Origin of the sequence: Agrobacterium sp. (genome assembly GCF_032092815.1) — a bacterium.
Lineage (GTDB): Bacteria > Pseudomonadota > Alphaproteobacteria > Rhizobiales > Rhizobiaceae > Agrobacterium.
In genome coordinates this window covers 28,437-48,269 of record NZ_DAMDBP010000029.1, presented here as the reverse complement: position 1 = coordinate 48,269, position 19,833 = coordinate 28,437, and the positions used below count along the sequence as shown (strand labels likewise).

Here is a 19,833-nt window from a genome sequence, read left to right as displayed (position 1 = left end):
GCCTCCAAGTCGATCATTTCGGCGCTAGTCGGGATGGCGATTGACAAAAAAGTGCTGCAAGGCGCCGACCAGCCGATTGCCTCCGTGCTGCGCGCTGATTTCCCACAAAATCCTGATCCCCGGCTGGAGCGGGTGACAATCGGCAATCTGTTGTCAATGCAATCGGGACTGGCGCGCATGTCCGGCCCCAATTATGGGCGCTGGGTTGCCAGCCGCAATTGGGTGCGTACCGCGCTTGGCTCTGGCTTCGATGGCGAACCGGGCGGCGGCATGTTGTATTCCACCGGCTCAACACATCTTCTGTCAGCTATCCTCACCAAGGCGTCTGGCAAAAACACGTTGGCGCTGGCGCGTGAATGGTTCCGGCCGCTTGAGGATTTCAGGATCGGCGCCTGGGACCGCGATCCGCAGGGCATTTATCTCGGTGGCAACCAGATGGCGATGACGGCGCGTTCACTGCTGGCCTTTGGGGAACTATACCGCAATGGTGGCGTGACACCTGGTGGTGACAGGCTGCTGTCGCAAGGCTGGATTGACCAGTCCTGGACGCCGCGCACCAACTCCGTGTTCAATGGTGACGGATACGGTTACTGCTGGTTCCTGCGGGAGATGGCCGGTGAAAAGACCTTCTATGCCTGGGGTTTTGGCGGACAGATGCTGTATATCGTGCCATCGCGCAAGCTTTCGGTGGTGATGACATCGCGCGAGGATGCACCTTCTGCCAGGACCGGTTACCGCGATCAGTTGCACCGGCTGATGGAAAATATCATCGAGGCCGTATAGCGTGTGAAAACCACACTGGTTGCGCCTGCCTTATTTTCCATGTTTCCGCCTATTTTCGTTTTTAATTTCAGCCATTAAAACCACTTTGAAACAGCATCAAGGGAATCAAATGAACGGTATGTTCAAACGTGCCTGTCTGACGGCGACTGCGCTTATTCTGCTGGCTCCAGCCACGCTGCATGCGCAGGATAACAAGACAGTGCCTTCCAGCCACACGCAAATGCAGCTTTCCTTTGCGCCGCTGGTCAAGCAGACCGCAGGCGCGGTGGTCAATGTCTATGCCGAGCGTATGGTGCAGCGGCGGGCTTCGCCCTTTGCTGGCGACCCGTTCTTTGAACAGTTCTTTGGCCAACAGCTGCCAAACCGCAGTGAAAAGCAGTCATCGCTCGGTTCGGGCGTTATTCTCGCTGCGAACGGCCTTGTCGTGACCAACAACCACGTCATTGAAGGTGCTGACGAAATCAAGGTCGCTCTGGCGGATGGCCGTGAATTTGCCTCCAAAATTCTGCTGAAAGACGACCGTCTTGATCTGGCAGTGCTGAAGATCGATGCCAAGGAAGACTTCCCGGCCTTGCCGCTTGGCAATTCTGATGCCGTCGAGGTCGGTGATCTGGTTCTCGCCATCGGTAACCCGTTTGGTGTGGGACAGACCGTGACCAGTGGCATCGTATCAGCCCTTGCGCGCAATCAGGTCGTGCAGGGCGATTTCGGTTTCTTTATCCAGACAGATGCCTCGATCAACCCCGGTAACTCCGGTGGCGCGCTGATGAACATGAACGGCGAGTTGATCGGCATCAATACAGCCATCTTCTCGCGCGGTGGTGGCTCCAACGGTATCGGTTTTGCCATTCCTGCCAACCTCGTGCGCGTGTTCCTTGCTGCCGCTGAAAAGGGTGATGAGAGCTTCCAGCGTCCATACGTCGGCGCAACCTTCGAGCCGGTGACATCGGATGTGGCCGAAGCGCTGGGCCTTGACCGCGCCCGTGGTGCGCTGGTGGTTGGCGTGGTGAAGGATGGGCCTGCGGAAAAGGCCGGTATTGAACCGGGGCAGGTGATCACGGCCGTCAATGACATTGCCGTTGAGCATCCCGATGCGCTGGGTTACCGCCTGACCACGGCCGGTATTGGCAAGTCCGCCAAGCTGACCGTAATCGACAAGGGCAAAAGCCGCACCATTGAAATTGCGCTGGATACGGCACCGGAAACCAAGCCACGTGACGAGCGGATGATTGAGGGTCGCAATCCGTTTGCCGGCGCGACTGTTGCCAATCTTTCGCCGAAACTTGCCGATGAACTGCGCATGGCAAACCAGACGACAGGCGTTGTGGTGACCGACATTGCCCGCGGTTCGCCTGCGGCACGGGTTGGTTTCCGTCCGAAAGATATCGTGCTGGTTGTCAACGGCAATGAGATTACCTCCACCAAAACGCTTGCCGATGCGATGGAGGATAATCCCGGTTTCTGGCGCGTTGAGATCATGCGGGATGGCCAGCGCATCCGCCAGTTCCTGCGATAGGAACAGCCTCATATCCCTTGGGGTGACGGCAGGTTTTCTGGCGTCACCACTTGGTGATATTCAGGTGCGCGGCCGGGGACAACAGGTTTAAAACTGGCGACTGACAGCCGCCGTCGACAGGATTGCAGTTTCGGAGGCGCGGGTGTCGCTTTTTGATCGGGAAATGCCACGACCGCTTGCGGAAGCCTTGCGCCCTGACACGCTCGCTGACGTTGTCGGGCAGGATCATCTGCTGGCAGATGATGGTCCGATTGGCCGCATGGCCAAGTCGGGCGTGTTGTCTTCCTTCATCCTGTGGGGACCACCTGGAGTGGGAAAAACCACCATTGCCAGAATTGTCGCTGCCGAAGCGCAGGCGCAGTTCGTGCAATTGTCTGCTGTGATGTCCGGTGTTGCCGACCTCCGCAAGGTTTTCGAGGAAGCCAAAAAAGAGCGCACGCTCGGACGGCAAACCATTCTGTTTATTGACGAGCTTCACCGCTTCAATCGCTCAACGCAGGACGCGTTGTTGCCGCATGTCGAAAGCGGTCTGATCATTCTGGTTGGTGCCACCACCGAAAACCCGAGCTTCAGTCTGGTTGGCGCTTTGTTGTCGCGTGCCCGGGTGTTCACACTTAATCCGCTGGGTCAGGAGGCGTTGTCGCGTCTGCTTTCGCGGGCGGAAACCCATATCGGCAAACCGCTGCCCTTGAGCGATGAGGCGAGAGAAAGCCTGTTTGAGCTGGCTGATGGTGACGGGCGGTATTTTATTGGCATGATTGAGGAAATCCTGCGCGCCAACGTCTCGCAACCGCTGTCGCACAGCGATCTGTCCGCGTTGTTGCAGAAGCGCATGCCGCTTTACGACAAGGCCAATGATGGCCATTACAATCTGTTGAGCTGCTTTCATAAAAGCCTGCGTGGCAGCGACGTGAATGCGGCGCTCTATTGGGCGGCTCGCATGATTGAGGGCGGCGAAGATCCAAATGTGCTGTTCCGGCGACTGGCCTGTGCAGCCTCGGAAGATGTCGGTCTTGCAGACCCACAGGCCCTGCAGCAGGTGATTACCGCATGGGAAGCCTTTGAACGTATCGGCTGGCCGGAGGCGCGGCTGTTTCTGGCGCAGGCTGTCGTCTATGTTGCAACAGCGCCCAAATCCAATGCCTCATACCGCGCTTTTGATGCGGCAACGGCTCTGGCGCGGCAGACCGGATCAATCCCGCCGCCTAAAAACATCCTCAATGCGCCAACCAAGCTGATGAAGGAGCTGGGGTATAACGAGGGGTATAAATACGACCATGATTACCCGGATGCCTTTAGCGGCCAATCCTTTTTTCCGGCCGAGCTTTACAGCCAGAACCTCGATTTCTACCAGCCCAATGAGCGAGGCTTTGAGCGTGAACTCTCAAAACGCGTGCAGTTCTGGAACCGACGGAAAAACCAGAAGCCGGATGACTAGGCCACTGACGGGTTCAAGCCAGTTGCATCATATTCCTTCATTGGGCTTTATGTTTTTTTCGCCACGCAATGACGTGATCGATAAAGGCACGCAGGCCCGCCGAGGGTAGGCGGCTGCTTGGGTAAAACAGCGCGATACCAGGGTAGGGCGGTGTCCAGTCCGCCAGCAATTGCACCAGCCGCCCAGCCTCAATGTCTTCAATGACAGAGCGCAAAGAGACGTAGGCAATGCCGCCATGCTGACGTGCGGCATGAACGCTGAGTTCGGTGCTGCCGGCAATCAGGCGTCCTTTGGTGGCAACGGATATCAGCTCGCCGTTCTTTTCCAGTTCCCAGTTGACAAGGCTGCCGCTTGGGAGGCGGGCACGAATGCATTCATGGGTCAGCAGATCACCGGGAGAGGTGGGTAACGTTTTATGCCTGAGATAGTCAGGCGATGCGACCAGAACGAAGGATTCCGTCTGGCCCAGCGGCACACAGATCATGTCTTTCGGAACGACCTCCTGCAGGCGAAGCCCAGCGTCAAATCCGTCTGCCACGATATCGACAAGCCTACCTTCGGTGACGAGGTCGACTTTCATGTCTGGATAGGCGGCAAGAAAATCCAGCACCAGTGGCAAGGCCCGCTCGGCACCGCCATCCGATGTGTTGAGGCGCAGGACGCCAGATGGGGTTGTGCGCAAATGATCGACCGCTTCAAGAGCGGCATCAATTTCATTGAGCGCCGGTCGTACTCGTTCCAGCAAGGCTTGCCCAGCCTCGGTCACGGAGACGCTGCGGGTGGTGCGGTTGAACAGACGAATACCTAGCCGCTTTTCGACATTGGCGACCTGATGACTGAGCGATGAAACGGCCATGTCCAACTCCCGCGCTGCGCCACGGAAACTTCCGGTTCTGGCAAGAACCGAGACAGCCCTAAGATCGCTGAGTGTCATGCCCGACATTTGTCCAGTTTCCTTCAATACATCATCCGGAATTGTCCGGGTTATAGCATGAAATGACCCGCGCTACATTCGGGTGGTCATGAAAATATGGAGACTGAAATGACCAGAACCGTTCTTATTACCGGTTGCTCTTCCGGCTTTGGTGCCGCCGCCGCCCGCCTGTTTGCCGAGCGTGGCTGGAACGTCATTGCCACCATGCGTACGCCGGTTGAGGCCTTTGGCGACTATCCGGATGTGTTGGTGACGCGACTGGATGTACAAGATCGCGACAGCATCCGCTTTGCCGTGCAACAAGGCGTAAAAAGGTTTGGCCGCATCGACGTAGTGGTCAACAATGCTGGATATGGTCTGTTCGGTGTGTTTGAAGGAACGGCCAGGGATAAGGTGCAGGAGCAGTTTGATGTCAATGTATTTGGCGTCATGGACGTCATCCGGGAAACCCTGCCGCATTTCCGGCAGAACCATTCGGGCCTTTATATCAATATCAGTTCCGGAGCGGGTGTTTTCGGCCTGCCGATGATCTCGCTCTACAACGCCTCCAAATTTGCTCTGGAGGGGTTTTCGGAATCCCTGTCATACGAGCTTGGAGCGCTTGGAATTGGCGTCAAGATTGTGGAACCTGGCGGTGTTCTTGAGACCAGGTTCGGCCAGCGCAGTGGCGATGAATTTTCTTCGACCGAAACACCCCAAGATTACAATGATTTCATGGCCGGTGCCGGTGCTATTTTTGAGGCGCTTCGCCAATCACGCGGTCTGGCAACCAGCGAAGAGGTTGCTGAGGTCATCTATCAGGCTGCGAATGATGGCACGGATCAACTGCGTTATGTCGCTACCGAAGACATCAAGCCGTTGATCGAGAAGAGACGCGGTAGCTCTGAATGTGAGTATATGGCCTTCATGCGTGAACGCATGACGCCACAACACTAGTTGGCGGCGGCAGGGACTGAATGCCAACGGTTTTCAGGTCCTGCCGTTAGGTTATCTGCCGTAAGGAAAGAGGGTTTGCTCCTGTTGAAATCAGGACGCCTTGCGCTGGGCTTGCTGGGGTGCAGCTGGCAGCATTTTGACAGAGGATTCCGCCAATGCCGCATGGCCTTCCATATCAACGATCAGGTGCCAGTGGGCGCTTTCGGGTAGCGTCATGCGGATCGGAGATTTCTTGGCGACGCCACCCATATATTTGAAGTCCAGCAATTCGGTGAAACGCTGGTAGTTTACGGCGTTCATCAGGCGAACATTGTTGACCCCGTTGAGGGTGACTTCAATTGTTGTTCCTGCCCGAAGTTCTTTCAGGTCATAATGGGTAAAGCGGAAGTTGGGCTTTGCCATTCTATTACTCGTGTCTGCTTACAATAATTGTCTACCGTCATCGTAAGCCGGGATCATTAACGAGGTCTTTAAAAGCCTTGTTTTGCAGGCCTTCTGACCCTTTTTGACACGGAAATATGTGCGGATTTGCGCTGCTGCGAGTGCTGAGATGAGGTTTTTCCCGTGTTTGACGTAGGAAAAAATAACCTGTGATTATCTGTATTTTTGTGCGGTGCGATATGAGTATTTCCAGTTACTTGCGTTTCCCGTGTTTAAAATTTCAATGTTTGACTTTGCAGCGCATGAATTCCGTCTAAATTAAATTTATTCATAATAAATGTTTTCATACGACCACTTTATTCGTCGAAATATATTTAAGTGGTCAGACGTATGAAAAACACAACGATATCCACGCGCTTTTATATGCTTGTCGCTCTGTTTGTTACGCTGTTGGCGACCGCATTAACGTTCAGCCTGTTTGAAAGTTACCGGGGGATGGAGCGGGAGCGCAAGGCTGGACTTGAGGCGATGAACCACACAGCCATTGCTATTCTTGAGCAATACTACAAGATGGAGCAAAGCGGCGCGTTGACACGCGACGTTGCTCAAGAGCAGGCCAAGGCAACCATTGCCACCATGCGTTATGGCAAGGGCAGCGGTTATTTCTGGATCAACGATATGGTGCCGACCATGGTCATGCACCCGATCAAGCCGGAAATGAACGGCAAGAACCTGACCGGTGACAAGGACCCGAACGGCAAGTTCCTGTTCGTGGAATTCGTCAAGACCGTTCAGGCAAGCGGGCAGGGTTTTGTTGATTATTACTGGCCAAAGCCCGGTTCGCCCGATCCGGTCGAGAAGTTTTCCCATGTGGCCGGTTTTGCGCCTTGGGGCTGGATCGTTGGCACCGGCGTTTATGTTGATGATCTTGCCGCGATTTTCTGGACGGAAGCACAGCTCTACATTGCCATCTGTGTCATCGGATCAGCCCTTATCATCGCTGGTGCCTATTTCATCGTTCGCAGCGTGACCGGCCCGATCGCCCGCATCAGGGACGTGATGAAGCACATCGCAGATGGCGATGGTTCTGTTGAGGTGCCGTTCATGGACCGTACCAATGAAATCGGTGCCATTGCCAAGACATTGGTGGTGCTGCGGGATTCTGTAAATGAGCGCAGCGCCCTGCAGCAGCGCGAAGTTCAGCAGCAGAAACAGATGGAAGAAACCCGCCATGTCAATGAAATGGCCCTGCGATCGGTTTCTGAAAAACAGACCTATGCCATGGATGCACTGGGATCCGCGCTGGAGCGTCTCGCCAATGGCGACCTGACGGTTCATGTCGCCGATATTGGCGGTGAATATGAAAAGCTGCGCTCTGACTTCAACAAGGCGTCAAACGCGCTGCATCAGGCGATTTCGTCGATCTCCCGCACCAGCCACGTGGTCAGTGACAGCGCCAACGATATCAACGAGGCAACCGGCAATCTGTCCCGCCGTACTGAACAGCAGGCGGCAGCATTGGAAGAAACCGCTGCTGCATTGGACGAGATCACTGCGACGGTTCGCACGGCATCGGAACGTGCCAATGAGGCGCGTACCATGGTGGGTGAAACCAAACAGAGTGCAGGGCGCTCCGGTGATATCGTGCGCAATGCGGTGGATGCCATGGGACGCATCGAGGACTCCTCGCGCCAGATCAACCAGATCATCAGTGTGATTGATGAAATCGCCTTCCAGACCAATCTGCTGGCGCTGAATGCCGGCGTCGAGGCTGCACGCGCCGGTGAGGCCGGTCGTGGTTTTGCCGTGGTGGCGCAGGAAGTGCGTGAGCTTGCGCAGCGCTCCGCCAATGCTGCCAAGGAAATCAAGACGCTGATCAACAGTTCGGCCCATGAGGTTGAAAACGGCGTGTCGCTGGTGCGTTCCACCGGTGAGGCGCTGGTCGAGATCGTCAAGCTGGTTAACCGGGTGGATGAACATGTTAACACCATTGCCACCGCTGCCCGTGAGCAGGCGACCGGGCTGCATGAGATCAACACGTCAGTCAACCACATGGACCAGATGACCCAGCAGAATGCGGCCATGGTGGAAGAAACCACGGCGGCCAGCCAGACGCTGGCCAATGAAAGCCGCGAATTGCGCGCCTTGCTGTCCGGTTTTGTGCTGGAGCAGGAGCGTTACGCCTCTACGTCGCGCGCCGCCTGAACGTGTTGGCATTCAAACAAAAAGGCGGCTTTGGCCGCCTTTTTTGTGGGTTCCTGATTTATACCGGGTGGATTTACGGTCGCTGGGCGAAAGGTTTCGTTTACCTCGTTTCGTTAGCATTTTAGCGATTGCCGCATGGTGCGGCCGCAGAAGTGGTCATCGTATGGCGTTTATTTCCCTTCCGCGCCGCCCAGTGGCGTTGCTCATGATATCGACTGTGTTGACCGCCTGTTCCGCAGAGGGGCTTGTGCCCCCTGCGTCGATTGACGGCACAACACGTGTGGGTGCCATTCAGCCGGAGCGCCAACCTTTGCGGCGTGCCTATTCCGGCAATTCGGCGGTGCAGGCCAGCGACGGGGCCTTTAGCGAGCCCGAGTTGATGTCTGCACCGGTGCAGCAGCCCTTGCCGCGCATTGATAGCGACGAAGCGATGGGGATGCCCTCATCATCCAATGGCTCCATGGGCGTGCTGCGCGCGCCGGATGAGGGCGTCAACATGGACGCGATGCTGGGTGTAGAACCAGTGACCGGCCTAGCCGAAGAACAGCAGAACCAGATTGGTGGCGGGCAGCTTGCCGAAGGTGTGACAAGCCAGCCTGTTGTTGATGGTATTGGCACGGATAATCCCGTGCAGACCAGCGGTTCCGTGTTACCAGCCGGATGGGGCATGCCTTCACGGGCGGCGGCATCTCCACGCCCGCAATCTTCCGGCCAGCCGGTGCAGGATGTCGCCATGCTGATGCCGCAGAACCCGGCGCAGTCCAACCGCTCATCCGCGCCTCCCGGCATGATGCCCCAGTCTGAAGTCGCCTGCCGGGCGGAATTGCGTCGCCTTGGTGTGTCGTTTCGTGACGTGGCGCGTATCGCTGATGGTCCGACCTGCGGCATCGACTACCCGATCGAGCTGAACGGCCTTGCCAGTGGCGTGGCAGTCAAGCCGGCTGTCAAGCTCAACTGCCAGGTGACGCTTGCTTTTGCCAAGTGGGTGAAGTTCGAACTCGTGCCATCGTCTCGCTTCCGCTACATGTCCGGTGTCGGGCGTATTACGCCGATGGGTGGTTACTCCTGCCGCAAGATGAATTCGCGTTCCAGCAATCCTTGGTCTGAACATGCCAGGGGCAATGCCATTGATATCGGCATGATCACGCTGAAAAACGGTAAGGAAATCGATGTGCGCAAGAAGGGTTTCTTTGCGTTCCGCGAGAAGGGTCTGTTGAAGGCGGTACGCAGCGACAGCTGCAAATATTTCTCCACGGTGCTTGGTCCGGGCAGCGACCCGAACCACTGGAACCACTTCCACTTTGATTTGCGCACCCGCAAGTCAGGCTATCGCCACTGCGATTAAACCTTCGGATAAAATCCCGCACAGACGATAAAAAAATGCCGGCGCTAAGGCCGGCACGATGATAGGCAATGATGCGGGGGTATCACTGCCGTCTGAAATGATAAAACCAATAAGCCGTGACGATAATAGAGACATCACCGTCACCGAGTAGAATTTCGTGCTTAAACATCCGTATTCGTACCGCAAGCCTGATCTATGTGCTTGCGATGGATGTTCTATAGGGTAAGACCATCACATCTTCATGACAGTCCTTGCCCTGTTTCCTTAAAAAACAGCCAATCCGTTTTCCCAGACCTCAGGAGAATGCCGTGCCGCCAGTCACTGAAATCGCCATGTTTGCTGTCGCGCTCGCCGGTGCCGGTGTTGTTGCCGGTTTGCTGGCCGGCCTGTTCGGTATTGGTGGTGGGGCGGTGCTGGTGCCGGTGTTCTACCACGTGTTTGGTCTGCTGGATGTGCCGGAGGCTGTGCGCATGCATCTGTCGCTTGGCACGTCGCTCGCCATCATCGTGCCGACATCCATTCGCTCCTTCCTGACGCACCGGCAGAAAGGTGCCGTTGATACCGACCTGTTGAAGGGCTGGATCATTGCGGTGCCTCTGGGCACGCTGATTGCCTCGGCCATTGCCGCCTATGCCTCGAGTGTCGCGCTGCGGCTGATCTTTGCCTGTATTGCGCTGGTGCTGGCTTTCCGCATGGTTGCCAATCGCTCAAGCTGGCATTTGGGCAGTGATCTGCCGTCCAACCCGGCCAAGTTTCTGGTTGGGACCGGTATTGGCATTCTCTCAGGCCTGATGGGAGTTGGCGGTGGTGTGCTCAACAACACCTTCATGACACTTTATGGGCGCACCATTCATCAGGCGGTGGCGACATCCTCCGGTGTCGGTGTGCTGATTTCCCTGCCGGGTCTGGCGGGTTATATCTGGGCCGGATGGGGTGCTTCCGGTCTGCCACCACTTTCTACCGGTTACATCAACTGGATTGCCGTTTTGCTGCTGATCCCCATCACGCTTTTGGTTGCGCCTTATGGTGCGCGGCTGGCGCATGCGCTCAGCAAGAAGCAGCTGGAGCGGGCGTTCGGTGTGTTTCTGGTGGCCGTGGCTGCGCAGTTTTTCTACAGCGTTTACGGCTGAGATCATCGTCATGCGATGATTTCGTGTCAGGGTGGTTTTGCGCGGTACGAAGCCCTATATGGCATTCGACAATCCATCCTGCGAAAGAATCATCATGAATGCCATTGTTTCGATCCGGAACCTGACGAAAACCTATGCCAATGGGTTTCAGGCGCTGAAGGGCGTCAATCTCGACATTATTGAAGGTGAAATCCTGGCGCTGCTTGGCCCCAATGGTGCGGGCAAAACAACGCTGATTTCCATTATCTGTGGCCTTGTGAACCCCGGCGATGGCCAGGTTCTGGTCGCTGGCCATGACGTGGTGCGGGAGTTTCGCAAAACCCGCGAACTGATTGGCCTAGTGCCACAGGAACTGACCACCGACCAGTTTGAAACAGTATGGAACACGGTCAGTTTCTCGCGCGGTCTGCATGGCAAGAAAAGCAATCCGGAGTTGATTGAAAGCATCCTGAAATCGCTGTCGCTCTGGGAAAAACGCAACAACATGCTGCGTGAACTGTCAGGCGGCATGAAACGCCGTGTGCTGATTGCCAAGGCGCTGGCGCATGAACCCAAGGTGCTTTTCCTGGATGAACCGACAGCCGGTGTCGACGTGGCCTTGCGCCGTGACATGTGGCAGGTGGTGGAAAAGCTGCGTGCCAAGGGCGTGACCATCATTTTGACCACGCACTACATTGAAGAGGCAGAAGAAATCGCAGACCGGGTTGGCGTGATCAATGGCGGCGAATTGCTGCTGGTTGAGGAAAAGACCGCGCTGATGCGCAAACTTGGCCGCAAGCAACTGTCGCTGGAACTGACAACGCCAATTGCTGCCGTTCCTGACAGTCTGGGCTCGTTTAATCTTGCTCTGTCTGCGGATGGTTCATGCCTGACCTATGAATATGACGGCAATGGTGAGCAGGGGCGTATCGCTGGCCTGTTGTCGCTTCTGTCGGCTGAAAACATCCAGTTTCGCGATATCTCAACACGGCAAAGCTCTCTGGAAGATATATTCGTGGCACTTTTGGAGGACGCGAAATGAATTTTGAAGCGGTCAAATCCATCTATCTCTTTGAAATGGCGCGCACGCGCCGCACGCTTCTGCAAAGCGTCGTCTCTCCCGTCATCTCGACATCGCTTTATTTCATCGTGTTTGGAACGGCGATCGGTTCGCGGATTCAAGAGGTTGGCGGCGTTTCCTACGGCGCCTTCATCACACCCGGCCTGATCATGCTGACGCTGCTGACGCAGTGTATCGGCAATGGTTCCTTTGGTATCTATTTTCCGAAATTCACCGGCACGGTCTATGAAATCCTGTCGGCTCCAGTCTCGATGATAGAGATCCTGCTTGGGTATGTCGGCGCTGCCGCCACCAAGGGATTGATGATCGGCACGATCATTCTGATCACCGCGTCATTCTTCGTGGATGTGTCGATTGCCCATCCCGGCATGATGGTGCTGTTCTTTGTGCTGACAGCGGTCAGTTTCAGCCTGTTCGGCTTCATCATCGGCATCTGGGCGACCAACTTCGAACAGTTGAACCTTATTCCGATGCTAGTCGTACCACCTTTGACCTTCCTTGGTGGCAGCTTCTATTCCATCGATATGCTGCCGCCATTCTGGCAGACGGTCAGCCACTTCAATCCGGTGCTGTATCTGATCAGCGGTTTCCGCTGGAGTTTTTATGAGATTGCCGATGTGAACCCGGTGATCAGCCTGATGATGATTGCGTTGTTCCTGTCGGCCTGCCTTGCGGTTGTCGGCTGGATCTTCCACACCGGTTACAAGTTGCGCAACTGACGGGTCGGCTTTCCAGCTCAATCAACAAACACGCTGCGCGGCTTACCAGTCGCGCAGGCGCAACTCATCGGTCTGCATTTGCAGGGAACCGAGGGTGGAGAGGAAACTCATGCCCAGCAGGCTTTGGTCAAGCTGGCCGTCACCCGCCACAAGGGCTGGGATATTGGTGCGGGAAATTGGACCGATCGACAGTTCCGACAACATGGCATGGGCCGCAGTGGTGCGGCCATTGGCCGTCATCACCGTGACGGTGTAGTTGAGGTTTTCCGGGTGCAGGCCAATCTTGCGGGCATCATTGGCCGATAGCACCACCGAGCTTGCACCAGTATCCACCAGCATGTGTACGGCTACCCCGTTAACCTCAGTATTGGCTTCGAAATGGCCATTCATTGATTTGTGCAGAATGATTTCCTGTCCGCCTTCACTTGTCGTCACCACAACGGCGCGGCCGGGCATTAGGCCGGCCAGTAGGCGTTCGCCAAAACGGCGGAAGTCATCGCGGTAGAGATAACCGGACACGAGAGCCAGAATGATTGCCAGCCAGATGGCGATCTGGCGAAGCACCAGCGGCAGGTTGCCACGGCTGGCATTGAGCACACCGACCGAAAGCAGGCCGGCGATCGGCAGCAGATAGAGCAGGCGGCCAAACTCGTCATTGTCCATGCCGAAAGTCTGGCCAGTGTCATTGTTGAAAACAAGAAGTGCAAGACCGATACCCAGTACGACGAGAACAACGACCAAACGGTTCATGCAAATCGGCCTTTCACGTATTCCATCAACGCACTCATGTAATATTTGGCTTTCAGCATGTCAGGGCAAGGGTACATAACCAGACAATCACCGAGATTTGTTGTGTCGCCCCAATGGTGTCACCGGTGTGGCCGTTGATCTTTTTGACGACAAATCCATTAAAAATTGTGGCCGTAAAAGCGACCGCAGCAAATGCCAGAAACACGGCGTAAACAGGGGCGAAAGGCAAGGTCAGCAGGCAGGCAATGACAACACCCGAAATCAGGGCGGTGTTGCGCGCGTTGTCATCCGGCTGGCCGACCGATGCGGCAAGCCCTTGTGGCCGTGCGGGCGGTGTTGCCGCCCAGTGCCAGACCATCATGGCGCGGCTGAAGGCTTCTCCGGCAACGAAGATGGCGGCGGCAGCCACTGGGCTCAGGGTTTCGGCAAGGCTTGTCAGGGCTGCGGTGCGCAGGCCAAGGGAAAAGAACAGCGCGACGGATCCATAGGTGCCAAGTCGGCTGTCGCTCATGATCTCGAAAATGCGCTCTCCGCTGCGGCCGCTGCCCAACCCATCTGATGTATCGGCAAATCCGTCCTCATGCAGTGCACCGGTTGAAAACACCAGGATTGCCAGGGCTATCAGGCTGGCAAGCAGCGGCGCGCTGCCAAGCGCCAGCAGAGCGAAGAACATCAGGGCGGCGGGCAGGGCAATGATCAGACCGGCCGCGGCAAAGGCTCGCGACGTCTGGCTCATCTTGCCGTCATGGCCTTCAAACACCTTGGGCGGAACAGGAAAGCGTCCTAGAAATCCAAGCGCTCTTGCCAGATCGGTTATGAACGCATGCATGTCCATTGTGCAGTTCCTGTCTTGACGGACTTCAAAAGGGGCGATTTCCGGTTGTTCCCGATAGATTCCCCGACTATGAGAGGGGCACCAAAGACTGATTTGCCGGAAAATACAAGTTTTCGGCATGAACGAGGAAGATTGATATCATGAGCATGAGCGGCCTGCCTTTTGACGATTTTCGTACGCTGCTTCGCGATCTGCCCGGACCGTCCACCCATGCGCTGGTCGATGCCAAGGAACGCAATGCCACTTTGACCAAACCGGCTGGTTCGCTTGGCCGTCTGGAAGAGATTGCCATGTGGCTAGCCGCATGGACCGGCCGTGCTCCTTCGGTCAACCGGCCGTTGGTGGCAATCTTTGCCGGCAATCACGGCGTGACCAAACATGGTGTCACACCTTATCCGTCTTCCGTTACACAGCAGATGGTTGAAAATTTTGCAGCCGGTGGCGCAGCCATCAACCAGATCTGTGTCAGCTACGATCTGGGTCTCAAGATCTTCGATCTGGCGCTCGACTACCCGACCGGTGACATCACATGCGAGGCCGCCCTTTCCGAGCGCGATTGCGCTGCCACCATGGCATTTGGCATGGAAGCGATTGCCGGTGGCACTGATCTGTTGTGCATTGGTGAAATGGGCATTGGCAACACCACCATTGCCGCCGCCATCAACCTGGCGCTTTACGGCGGCACGGCTGAAGAATGGACCGGTCCCGGCACCGGATCGGAAGGTGATGTGATGGCGCGCAAGATCGCTGCCGTCAAAGCCGCCGTCGAGTTCCACAAGGACCATCTGTCTGATCCGCTGGAGATCATGCGCCGTCTTGGTGGCCGTGAGATTGCAGCAATGGCTGGCGCCATTCTGGCAGCCCGCATGGAAAAAATCCCTGTGCTGATCGATGGTTATGTCGCAACGGCGGCCGCAGCACTTCTCAAAGCCATGAACCCGTCGGCTCTCGACCACTGCCTGATTGGCCATGTTTCCGGTGAGCCGGGCCATCTTGCCGCCATCGAAAAGCTGGGCAAGACACCGCTTCTGGCACTTGGTATGCGGTTGGGTGAGGGCACCGGTGCTGCACTTGCCGCCGGTATCGTCAAGGCTGCTGCCGCCTGCCATTCCGGCATGGCGACATTTGATGCCGCGGGCGTTTCCAAGGCCGGTCAATGACGAATAAAGACATGAACGACAAGCCGCCGGTGTTTCGCAAGGAAAAGGGCATCCGCCATCTTTTCGCGGCGCTCAGATATTCTGTCCAGGGTCTGCAAAGGCTCTGGCAGGAGGCGGCGTTCCGTCACGAGGTCATTCTGCTGTTTGCAGGGCTTGTGCTGTTTGCGGTGATTGGTGCACCTTTCGTGCACTATCTGATCTTTGTCATTCTGATGTTGCTGATGGTGGCGTTTGAGGCCATCAACACAGCGATTGAAGAGCTGGTAGACCGTATCTCGCCGGAGATTTCATCGGTTGGTCGGCACGCCAAGGATCTCGGTTCTCTCGCGGTTTTCTGCCTGATCCTGATCAATGCCGGATTTGTTCTCTACGCCGTGATCGTCAACCTGTTTATGGGTTGACGGTTTCGTCACGCGAATGAGCGTTTGCGCGGCTGAATGGCCTGCGTATCTTCGATGGCCGGCAGGCTCTGCAGCACACGTTTTGCCGGAAGAATGGCAATAGCCTCGGTGCCTTCACGCAGCTTGGACTTGAGAATGAACTGGCCATCATGTTTGGCCAGAATGGCCTGCACGATGGGCAGGCCAAGGCCAGTGCCCTGTTCAGCGCTCTTGATGGCAATCGAGCCCTGGCCGAAGGCAGACAGTACCACCGGAATTTCCTCCTCGGGAATGCCGGGTCCATTGTCCTTGATGGAAATGTACTGGCCGCCACCGGCCGTCCAGCCAACCTTGATCATGATTTCTCCGCCCTGTGGCGTGAACTTCACGGCGTTGGACATCAGGTTCAGGATCACCTGACGGATGGCCTTTTCATCAGCCCATACCAGCGGCAGGCTGCTTTCGAACTGCTGGGCAATGGAAATGTTCTTGGCGCGGGCACGCAACTGGATCATGCCAACGCAATCTTCGGCGAGATCAAGCAACGACATAGTTTCTTCATGTAGATCGTAACGACCGGCCTCGATGCGCGACAGGTCGAGGATTTCGTTAATCAGGTCGAGCAGATGTTTGCCGGAGCGGTGAATATCGCTGGAATATTCCTTGTAGAGCGGGTTGTTGAGCGGCCCAAGGACCTCCGTTGCCATGACCTCGGAGAAACCGAGAATGGCATTCAATGGTGTGCGCAGTTCATGCGACATGGAGGCAAGGAAACGTGATTTGGCAAGGTTTGCTTCTTCGGCACGGCGTCGTGCTTCGTCTGACATGGACTTGGCCACTTCCAGTTCGGCAATCAGATCGTCCTTTTCCGACTGGAAGGACAACAGCTTGATACTCGACTGGGCAAGCCGTTCGGTCAGATAGTGGAAAAACAGCATGGCAACGACAAACATTGCCGCAAGAATAATGTCGGTGATCGAGCGGGATGTTGCCGCTGGAATGATGAGTGCCGTCAGAACCGGCAGGAATGTCATCATTGCGGCGCGTGGCAACATGAAGTTGGACATGGAAATGATTGCCAGAGCAATCAGCAGCGTTGCGCCCTTGAAAAACAGGAAATAGGCGTTTTCCAGTGGTGGTGGCGCGGAGTAGGCGGCAACATAGGCCCAGATACAGCCGGTGCCGATCTGGATGGCCAGAAGGATATTGTGCCACCGGGTGGTGGTAATGGCGGTCAGTTCCTGTTTGTCAGCCCGTTTCACGGCCATGAGTGCCACGGCATGAATACCAAGTGCACAGATGGCCCAGGCCACGAGATTGGCTTCTCGCGTCAGATAGACGCCCAAACCTGTGACCAAGATTATGAAAAGCGGCATGATCGTTGCGCCGTGCAATGCGGTGCTTATATGCATTTCCAGCATGTCACGGTCGAATGTGTTGCTGCCACCCTGACCATATTGCAAGCGTTCGCGTGTCGTCTTCACTGCCTTGGCAACCGCCTTGTTGCGGTGCGCCTTGGAGCGGTCGACAATATTTTTGTCCGTCGATGTGCTTGCGCTTTTACTCATTGTTACAACGGGAATGACACGAATGCCTGGAACACTAACCGCGAAATCTTAAGAAGATGCTGCCGTGAAACGATTTGTTTGCCATTTGTGAAAAGGATTTGTTGGCATATGGGACAAAAGAAGGGCAGACGCTTCGCAATTTTGCGCGACGGTGTGGCGCTGATTGCCATCTTCATCTTCGGAATTCTGATCGCCGCCAAGCTGGATGCAGACAATATGCAACGGCATGCGGGCGCCTACCACGTGATTGATGGTGACACGCTGGCATTGAATGGCGAACGATTTCGCCTTGTCGGCATTGACGCACCGGAACTCGACCAGGTGTGCCAGCGCAGCACTGGTGAATGGCCCTGTGGAGTGGCGGCACGACAGGCGCTGATGGCTCTTGCCTCCAGTGGTCTTGAGTGTCGTGGCAATGAACGTGACCGTTACCAGCGCCTGCTGGTTCGCTGCTCGGTAGGTGGGCGTGATGTGGCTGGCGAAATGGTGCGACAGGGGCTTGCCGTGCGTACCGAATATTTTCTGTTTTCAGATGAGGAAAAAGAAGCAAAAACCAATGGCAGCGGTTTGTGGGCCGGAACCTTTGAGGCGCCTGCCAGTTGGCGAAAGATGCGAAAGACAGCGGAAATGGATGTGCCGGTTTCAGGTTTTCTGGCCGCCGTGCGACATCTGGTCGGATGGGAATGATGGCAGCGGCCAAGGGGCATGACGATCTGGATGGGTTGAGGGCCGAGATTGCAGCCTGTCGCATCTGTCGTGACACGCCGGCGCGTGGCGAAGCATTTCGCCTGCCGCATGAGCCGCGTCCGGTGGCTGTTATCTCGACAAAAGCGCGTATCCTGATTGCTGGTCAGGCACCGGGGTTGCGGGTTCACGAAAGCGGGGTGCCTTTCAATGATGCGTCGGGCGATCGTCTGCGCCAGTGGCTGGCCGTTGATCGTGAGCAGTTTTACAACAGCGACCTGTTTTCCATCGTGCCGATGGGCTTCTGTTTTCCCGGTTACGATGCCAAGGGCAGTGACCTGCCGCCCCGCAAGGAATGTGCTCCGGTCTGGCGTCAGCGGGTCATGGATGCCATGCCGCAGATCGAGCTGGTTCTGGCGATTGGCGGTTATGCGCAGGCCTGGCACATGGGCAAATCCCGCATCGGCGATGTCACCGAAACGGTGCGCGACTGGCGCACGAGCTTTTTCAGGAATGATGGCATTCGTATGCTGCCAATGCCGCATCCCAGCTGGCGTAACACGGCATGGATCCGCAAAAATCCGTGGTTTGAGGAGGAGCTGTTGCCAGTTTTGCGTCAGTCTGTTGAAATGCTAATTAAGTGAAAAATTTTTCTGTTTTTTTCTTTTGATTCGTGTATCTAAAGGAAAATAATTCAGGAGGACTGGAATTGGATCGGTTAGACCGCAAAATTTTGCGCATACTTCAGGAGGATTCAACCTTGGCCGTGGCCGACCTTGCCAAAAAGGTTGGTCTGTCGACGACACCCTGTTGGCGGCGCATCCAGAAGATGGAAGAAGATGGCGTCATTCGCCGTCGCGTGGCCCTTCTGGACCCGGCCAAGGTCAACACCAAGGTCACGGTTTTTGTGTCCATTCGTACCGCGTCGCACTCCATTGAGTGGCTGAAGCGTTTCTCCGAAGTGGTGTCCGAATTCCCCGAGGTTGTCGAATTCTACCGCATGAGTGGCGACGTGGACTATCTGCTGCGGGTGGTGGTGCCTGACATCGGCGCTTACGACGCTTTCTACAAGCGCATGATTGCCAAGATCGAAATCCGCGACGTGTCATCTGCCTTTGCCATGGAGCAGATCAAATACACGACCGAACTTCCGCTGGATTACATGCTGCTCGACAACACCAAGTCGGGTGAAGAATAAGACTATTTCAGACGGGCGAGCAGTTTTTCGCCCGTCAATTGTTTGATCGCATCCTTGCCGACCCAGCGTTCGGTTTTATTTTCACTTTTTGCCAGAATGGTTGCCAGCTGCAGTGCAGGGGCGTGACACGTGCTGTTTCGTTTGCCGATGTTGCGCAGCGCCCAGTTTACGGCTTTGAACACGAAGTTCCGCTCATCCCGCGCATGAGCCTTGATCAGCAGCAGAAAACCAATGATCGTCTGATCCGGTTCTTTCTTGAGATGAACCGTGGCGCCTGCAATCATCGCAAAACCGGCGCGCCGCACGAACTCTCTGTTGTCAGCGCAGAATGTCTCGATCAGTTCTTTCCAGAATGGCAGTTCGGTGAATAGATCGGCAGCGGCGTCGACAATTTCCCAGGACTTGAAGTCATCCGCCCAGGCCAAACACTCGGCTTTTGTCATCAGTGACGGTTGGGCGGTGTAGATGGCCATCAGCCGCGCCTCGCGAATATCGCTTTTCCACAGTTGCAGGGCGCGGGGGTGATTGCGGCCGGTCTGCCGAGCAAGCTTTTGCAGATCAGGATTGCTGATGCCAAGGGCCGTTTCCGTGACGATTGCAAAACGGCGCATGCTGTCGATGGCCTCCGGTGAGGTCAAGGTTTTCAGATGCAGGATAATGTCTGGTGCGGATGCGTCTGGTGTGAGCATGGCTTGATGTCCTGAAGGCTGAGATGGCCCATTTTCAGAGACTATGCCGCTGTTTACGACATCGCACCATGCGCGATGTCAAATGAGAGGGATACAAAAAGGGCGCGATCTCAATCGCGCCC

Annotated in this window: 20 protein-coding genes; 14 read left to right on the top strand and 6 right to left on the bottom strand. The window is 56.0% G+C overall.

Annotated elements, in window-relative coordinates:
* From RT613_RS16450 to RT613_RS16440, 3 genes are all read left to right on the top strand, one after another.
* A partial coding sequence (locus RT613_RS16450; RefSeq protein WP_313617045.1) for a serine hydrolase occupies positions 1–783 on the top strand: 783 nt, incomplete at its 5' end.
* A 109-nt stretch (positions 784–892) separates the two neighbouring features.
* Positions 893–2,299, top strand: a complete 1,407-nt coding sequence (locus RT613_RS16445; RefSeq protein ID WP_313617043.1) for a DegQ family serine endoprotease — start codon at positions 893–895, stop codon at positions 2,297–2,299.
* Between the two features lie 163 nt (positions 2,300–2,462).
* Positions 2,463–3,737: a replication-associated recombination protein A gene (locus tag RT613_RS16440; protein WP_313617060.1), complete on the top strand. Its 1,275-nt coding sequence runs from the start codon at positions 2,463–2,465 to the stop codon at positions 3,735–3,737.
* A gap of 37 nt (positions 3,738–3,774) precedes the next feature.
* Here the strand turns inward: RT613_RS16440 and RT613_RS16435 are convergent, their stop codons facing one another.
* Entirely contained in the window at positions 3,775–4,680 is a 906-nt protein-coding gene (locus tag RT613_RS16435) for a LysR family transcriptional regulator (RefSeq protein ID WP_313617041.1), read from the bottom strand.
* A gap of 99 nt (positions 4,681–4,779) precedes the next feature.
* Between RT613_RS16435 and RT613_RS16430 the strand changes: the two genes are divergently transcribed.
* On the top strand, positions 4,780–5,607 hold the full coding sequence (locus RT613_RS16430; protein ID WP_313617039.1) for an SDR family oxidoreductase: 828 nt from the start codon (positions 4,780–4,782) through the stop codon (positions 5,605–5,607).
* 90 nt (positions 5,608–5,697) lie between these two features.
* On the opposite strand, the gene RT613_RS16425 is transcribed toward RT613_RS16430, so the two are convergent.
* Positions 5,698–6,009 carry a DUF1883 domain-containing protein gene (locus RT613_RS16425; protein ID WP_313617037.1) on the bottom strand — a complete coding sequence of 104 codons (312 nt, stop codon included), beginning with the start codon at positions 6,007–6,009 and terminating at the stop codon, positions 5,698–5,700.
* 369 nt (positions 6,010–6,378) lie between these two features.
* On the opposite strand from RT613_RS16425, the gene RT613_RS16420 reads away from it, so the two are divergent.
* The 5 genes from RT613_RS16420 to RT613_RS16400 all read left to right on the top strand — a co-directional run bounded on the left by RT613_RS16420 (position 6,379) and on the right by RT613_RS16400 (position 12,447).
* Positions 6,379–8,193 carry a methyl-accepting chemotaxis protein gene (locus tag RT613_RS16420; protein WP_313617035.1) on the top strand — a complete coding sequence of 605 codons (1,815 nt, stop codon included), beginning with the start codon at positions 6,379–6,381 and terminating at the stop codon, positions 8,191–8,193.
* 163 nt (positions 8,194–8,356) lie between these two features.
* On the top strand, positions 8,357–9,538 hold the full coding sequence (locus RT613_RS16415; RefSeq protein WP_313617033.1) for an extensin family protein: 1,182 nt from the start codon (positions 8,357–8,359) through the stop codon (positions 9,536–9,538).
* Between the two features lie 308 nt (positions 9,539–9,846).
* Positions 9,847–10,668 carry a sulfite exporter TauE/SafE family protein gene (locus tag RT613_RS16410; RefSeq protein ID WP_313617031.1) on the top strand — a complete coding sequence of 274 codons (822 nt, stop codon included), beginning with the start codon at positions 9,847–9,849 and terminating at the stop codon, positions 10,666–10,668.
* A 94-nt stretch (positions 10,669–10,762) separates the two neighbouring features.
* Positions 10,763–11,689 carry an ABC transporter ATP-binding protein gene (locus RT613_RS16405; protein ID WP_313617058.1) on the top strand — a complete coding sequence of 309 codons (927 nt, stop codon included), beginning with the start codon at positions 10,763–10,765 and terminating at the stop codon, positions 11,687–11,689.
* The gene (locus tag RT613_RS16400) at positions 11,686–12,447 is read left to right on the top strand and encodes an ABC transporter permease (protein WP_313617029.1); all 762 of its coding nucleotides are present in this window, start codon (positions 11,686–11,688) and stop codon (positions 12,445–12,447) included. The genes RT613_RS16405 and RT613_RS16400 overlap by 4 nt, the downstream gene beginning before the upstream one ends.
* A 42-nt stretch (positions 12,448–12,489) precedes the next feature.
* On the opposite strand, the gene RT613_RS16395 is transcribed toward RT613_RS16400, so the two are convergent.
* Both RT613_RS16395 and RT613_RS16390 read right to left on the bottom strand, forming a co-directional pair.
* A complete protein-coding gene (locus RT613_RS16395; RefSeq protein WP_313617027.1) occupies positions 12,490–13,197 on the bottom strand; it encodes a TIGR02281 family clan AA aspartic protease in 708 nt (235 codons plus the stop codon).
* Positions 13,198–13,249: 52 nt separating this feature from the next.
* Positions 13,250–14,032 carry an adenosylcobinamide-GDP ribazoletransferase gene (locus tag RT613_RS16390; protein ID WP_313617025.1) on the bottom strand — a complete coding sequence of 261 codons (783 nt, stop codon included), beginning with the start codon at positions 14,030–14,032 and terminating at the stop codon, positions 13,250–13,252.
* A 140-nt stretch (positions 14,033–14,172) separates the two neighbouring features.
* Here RT613_RS16390 and cobT point away from each other — a divergent pair, with 140 nt between their 5' ends.
* Positions 14,173–15,192, top strand: coding sequence for a nicotinate-nucleotide--dimethylbenzimidazole phosphoribosyltransferase (gene cobT, locus RT613_RS16385; RefSeq protein ID WP_313617023.1), 1,020 nt, complete (start codon positions 14,173–14,175; stop codon positions 15,190–15,192).
* Complete coding sequence (locus RT613_RS16380) at positions 15,189–15,593, top strand: diacylglycerol kinase (RefSeq protein ID WP_313617022.1); 405 nt, start codon at positions 15,189–15,191, stop codon at positions 15,591–15,593. Before cobT ends, RT613_RS16380 begins: the two co-directional genes overlap by 4 nt.
* Before the next feature lie 8 nt (positions 15,594–15,601).
* Here the strand turns inward: RT613_RS16380 and RT613_RS16375 are convergent, their stop codons facing one another.
* Entirely contained in the window at positions 15,602–17,140 is a 1,539-nt protein-coding gene (locus tag RT613_RS16375; protein WP_313617021.1) for a HAMP domain-containing sensor histidine kinase, read from the bottom strand.
* Positions 17,141–17,248: 108 nt separating this feature from the next.
* Here RT613_RS16375 and RT613_RS16370 point away from each other — a divergent pair, with 108 nt between their 5' ends.
* The 3 genes from RT613_RS16370 to RT613_RS16360 all read left to right on the top strand — a co-directional run bounded on the left by RT613_RS16370 (position 17,249) and on the right by RT613_RS16360 (position 19,022).
* Complete coding sequence (locus tag RT613_RS16370) at positions 17,249–17,827, top strand: thermonuclease family protein (protein ID WP_313617019.1); 579 nt, start codon at positions 17,249–17,251, stop codon at positions 17,825–17,827.
* Positions 17,827–18,468 carry a uracil-DNA glycosylase family protein gene (locus RT613_RS16365; RefSeq protein ID WP_313617017.1) on the top strand — a complete coding sequence of 214 codons (642 nt, stop codon included), beginning with the start codon at positions 17,827–17,829 and terminating at the stop codon, positions 18,466–18,468. The genes RT613_RS16370 and RT613_RS16365 overlap by 1 nt, the downstream gene beginning before the upstream one ends.
* Positions 18,469–18,533: 65 nt before the next feature.
* The gene (locus RT613_RS16360; RefSeq protein WP_313617015.1) at positions 18,534–19,022 is read left to right on the top strand and encodes an Lrp/AsnC family transcriptional regulator; all 489 of its coding nucleotides are present in this window, start codon (positions 18,534–18,536) and stop codon (positions 19,020–19,022) included.
* A gap of 2 nt (positions 19,023–19,024) precedes the next feature.
* On the opposite strand, the gene RT613_RS16355 is transcribed toward RT613_RS16360, so the two are convergent.
* On the bottom strand, positions 19,025–19,711 hold the full coding sequence (locus RT613_RS16355; protein WP_313617013.1) for a DNA alkylation repair protein: 687 nt from the start codon (positions 19,709–19,711) through the stop codon (positions 19,025–19,027).
* Between the last annotated feature and the right edge of the window lie 122 nt (positions 19,712–19,833).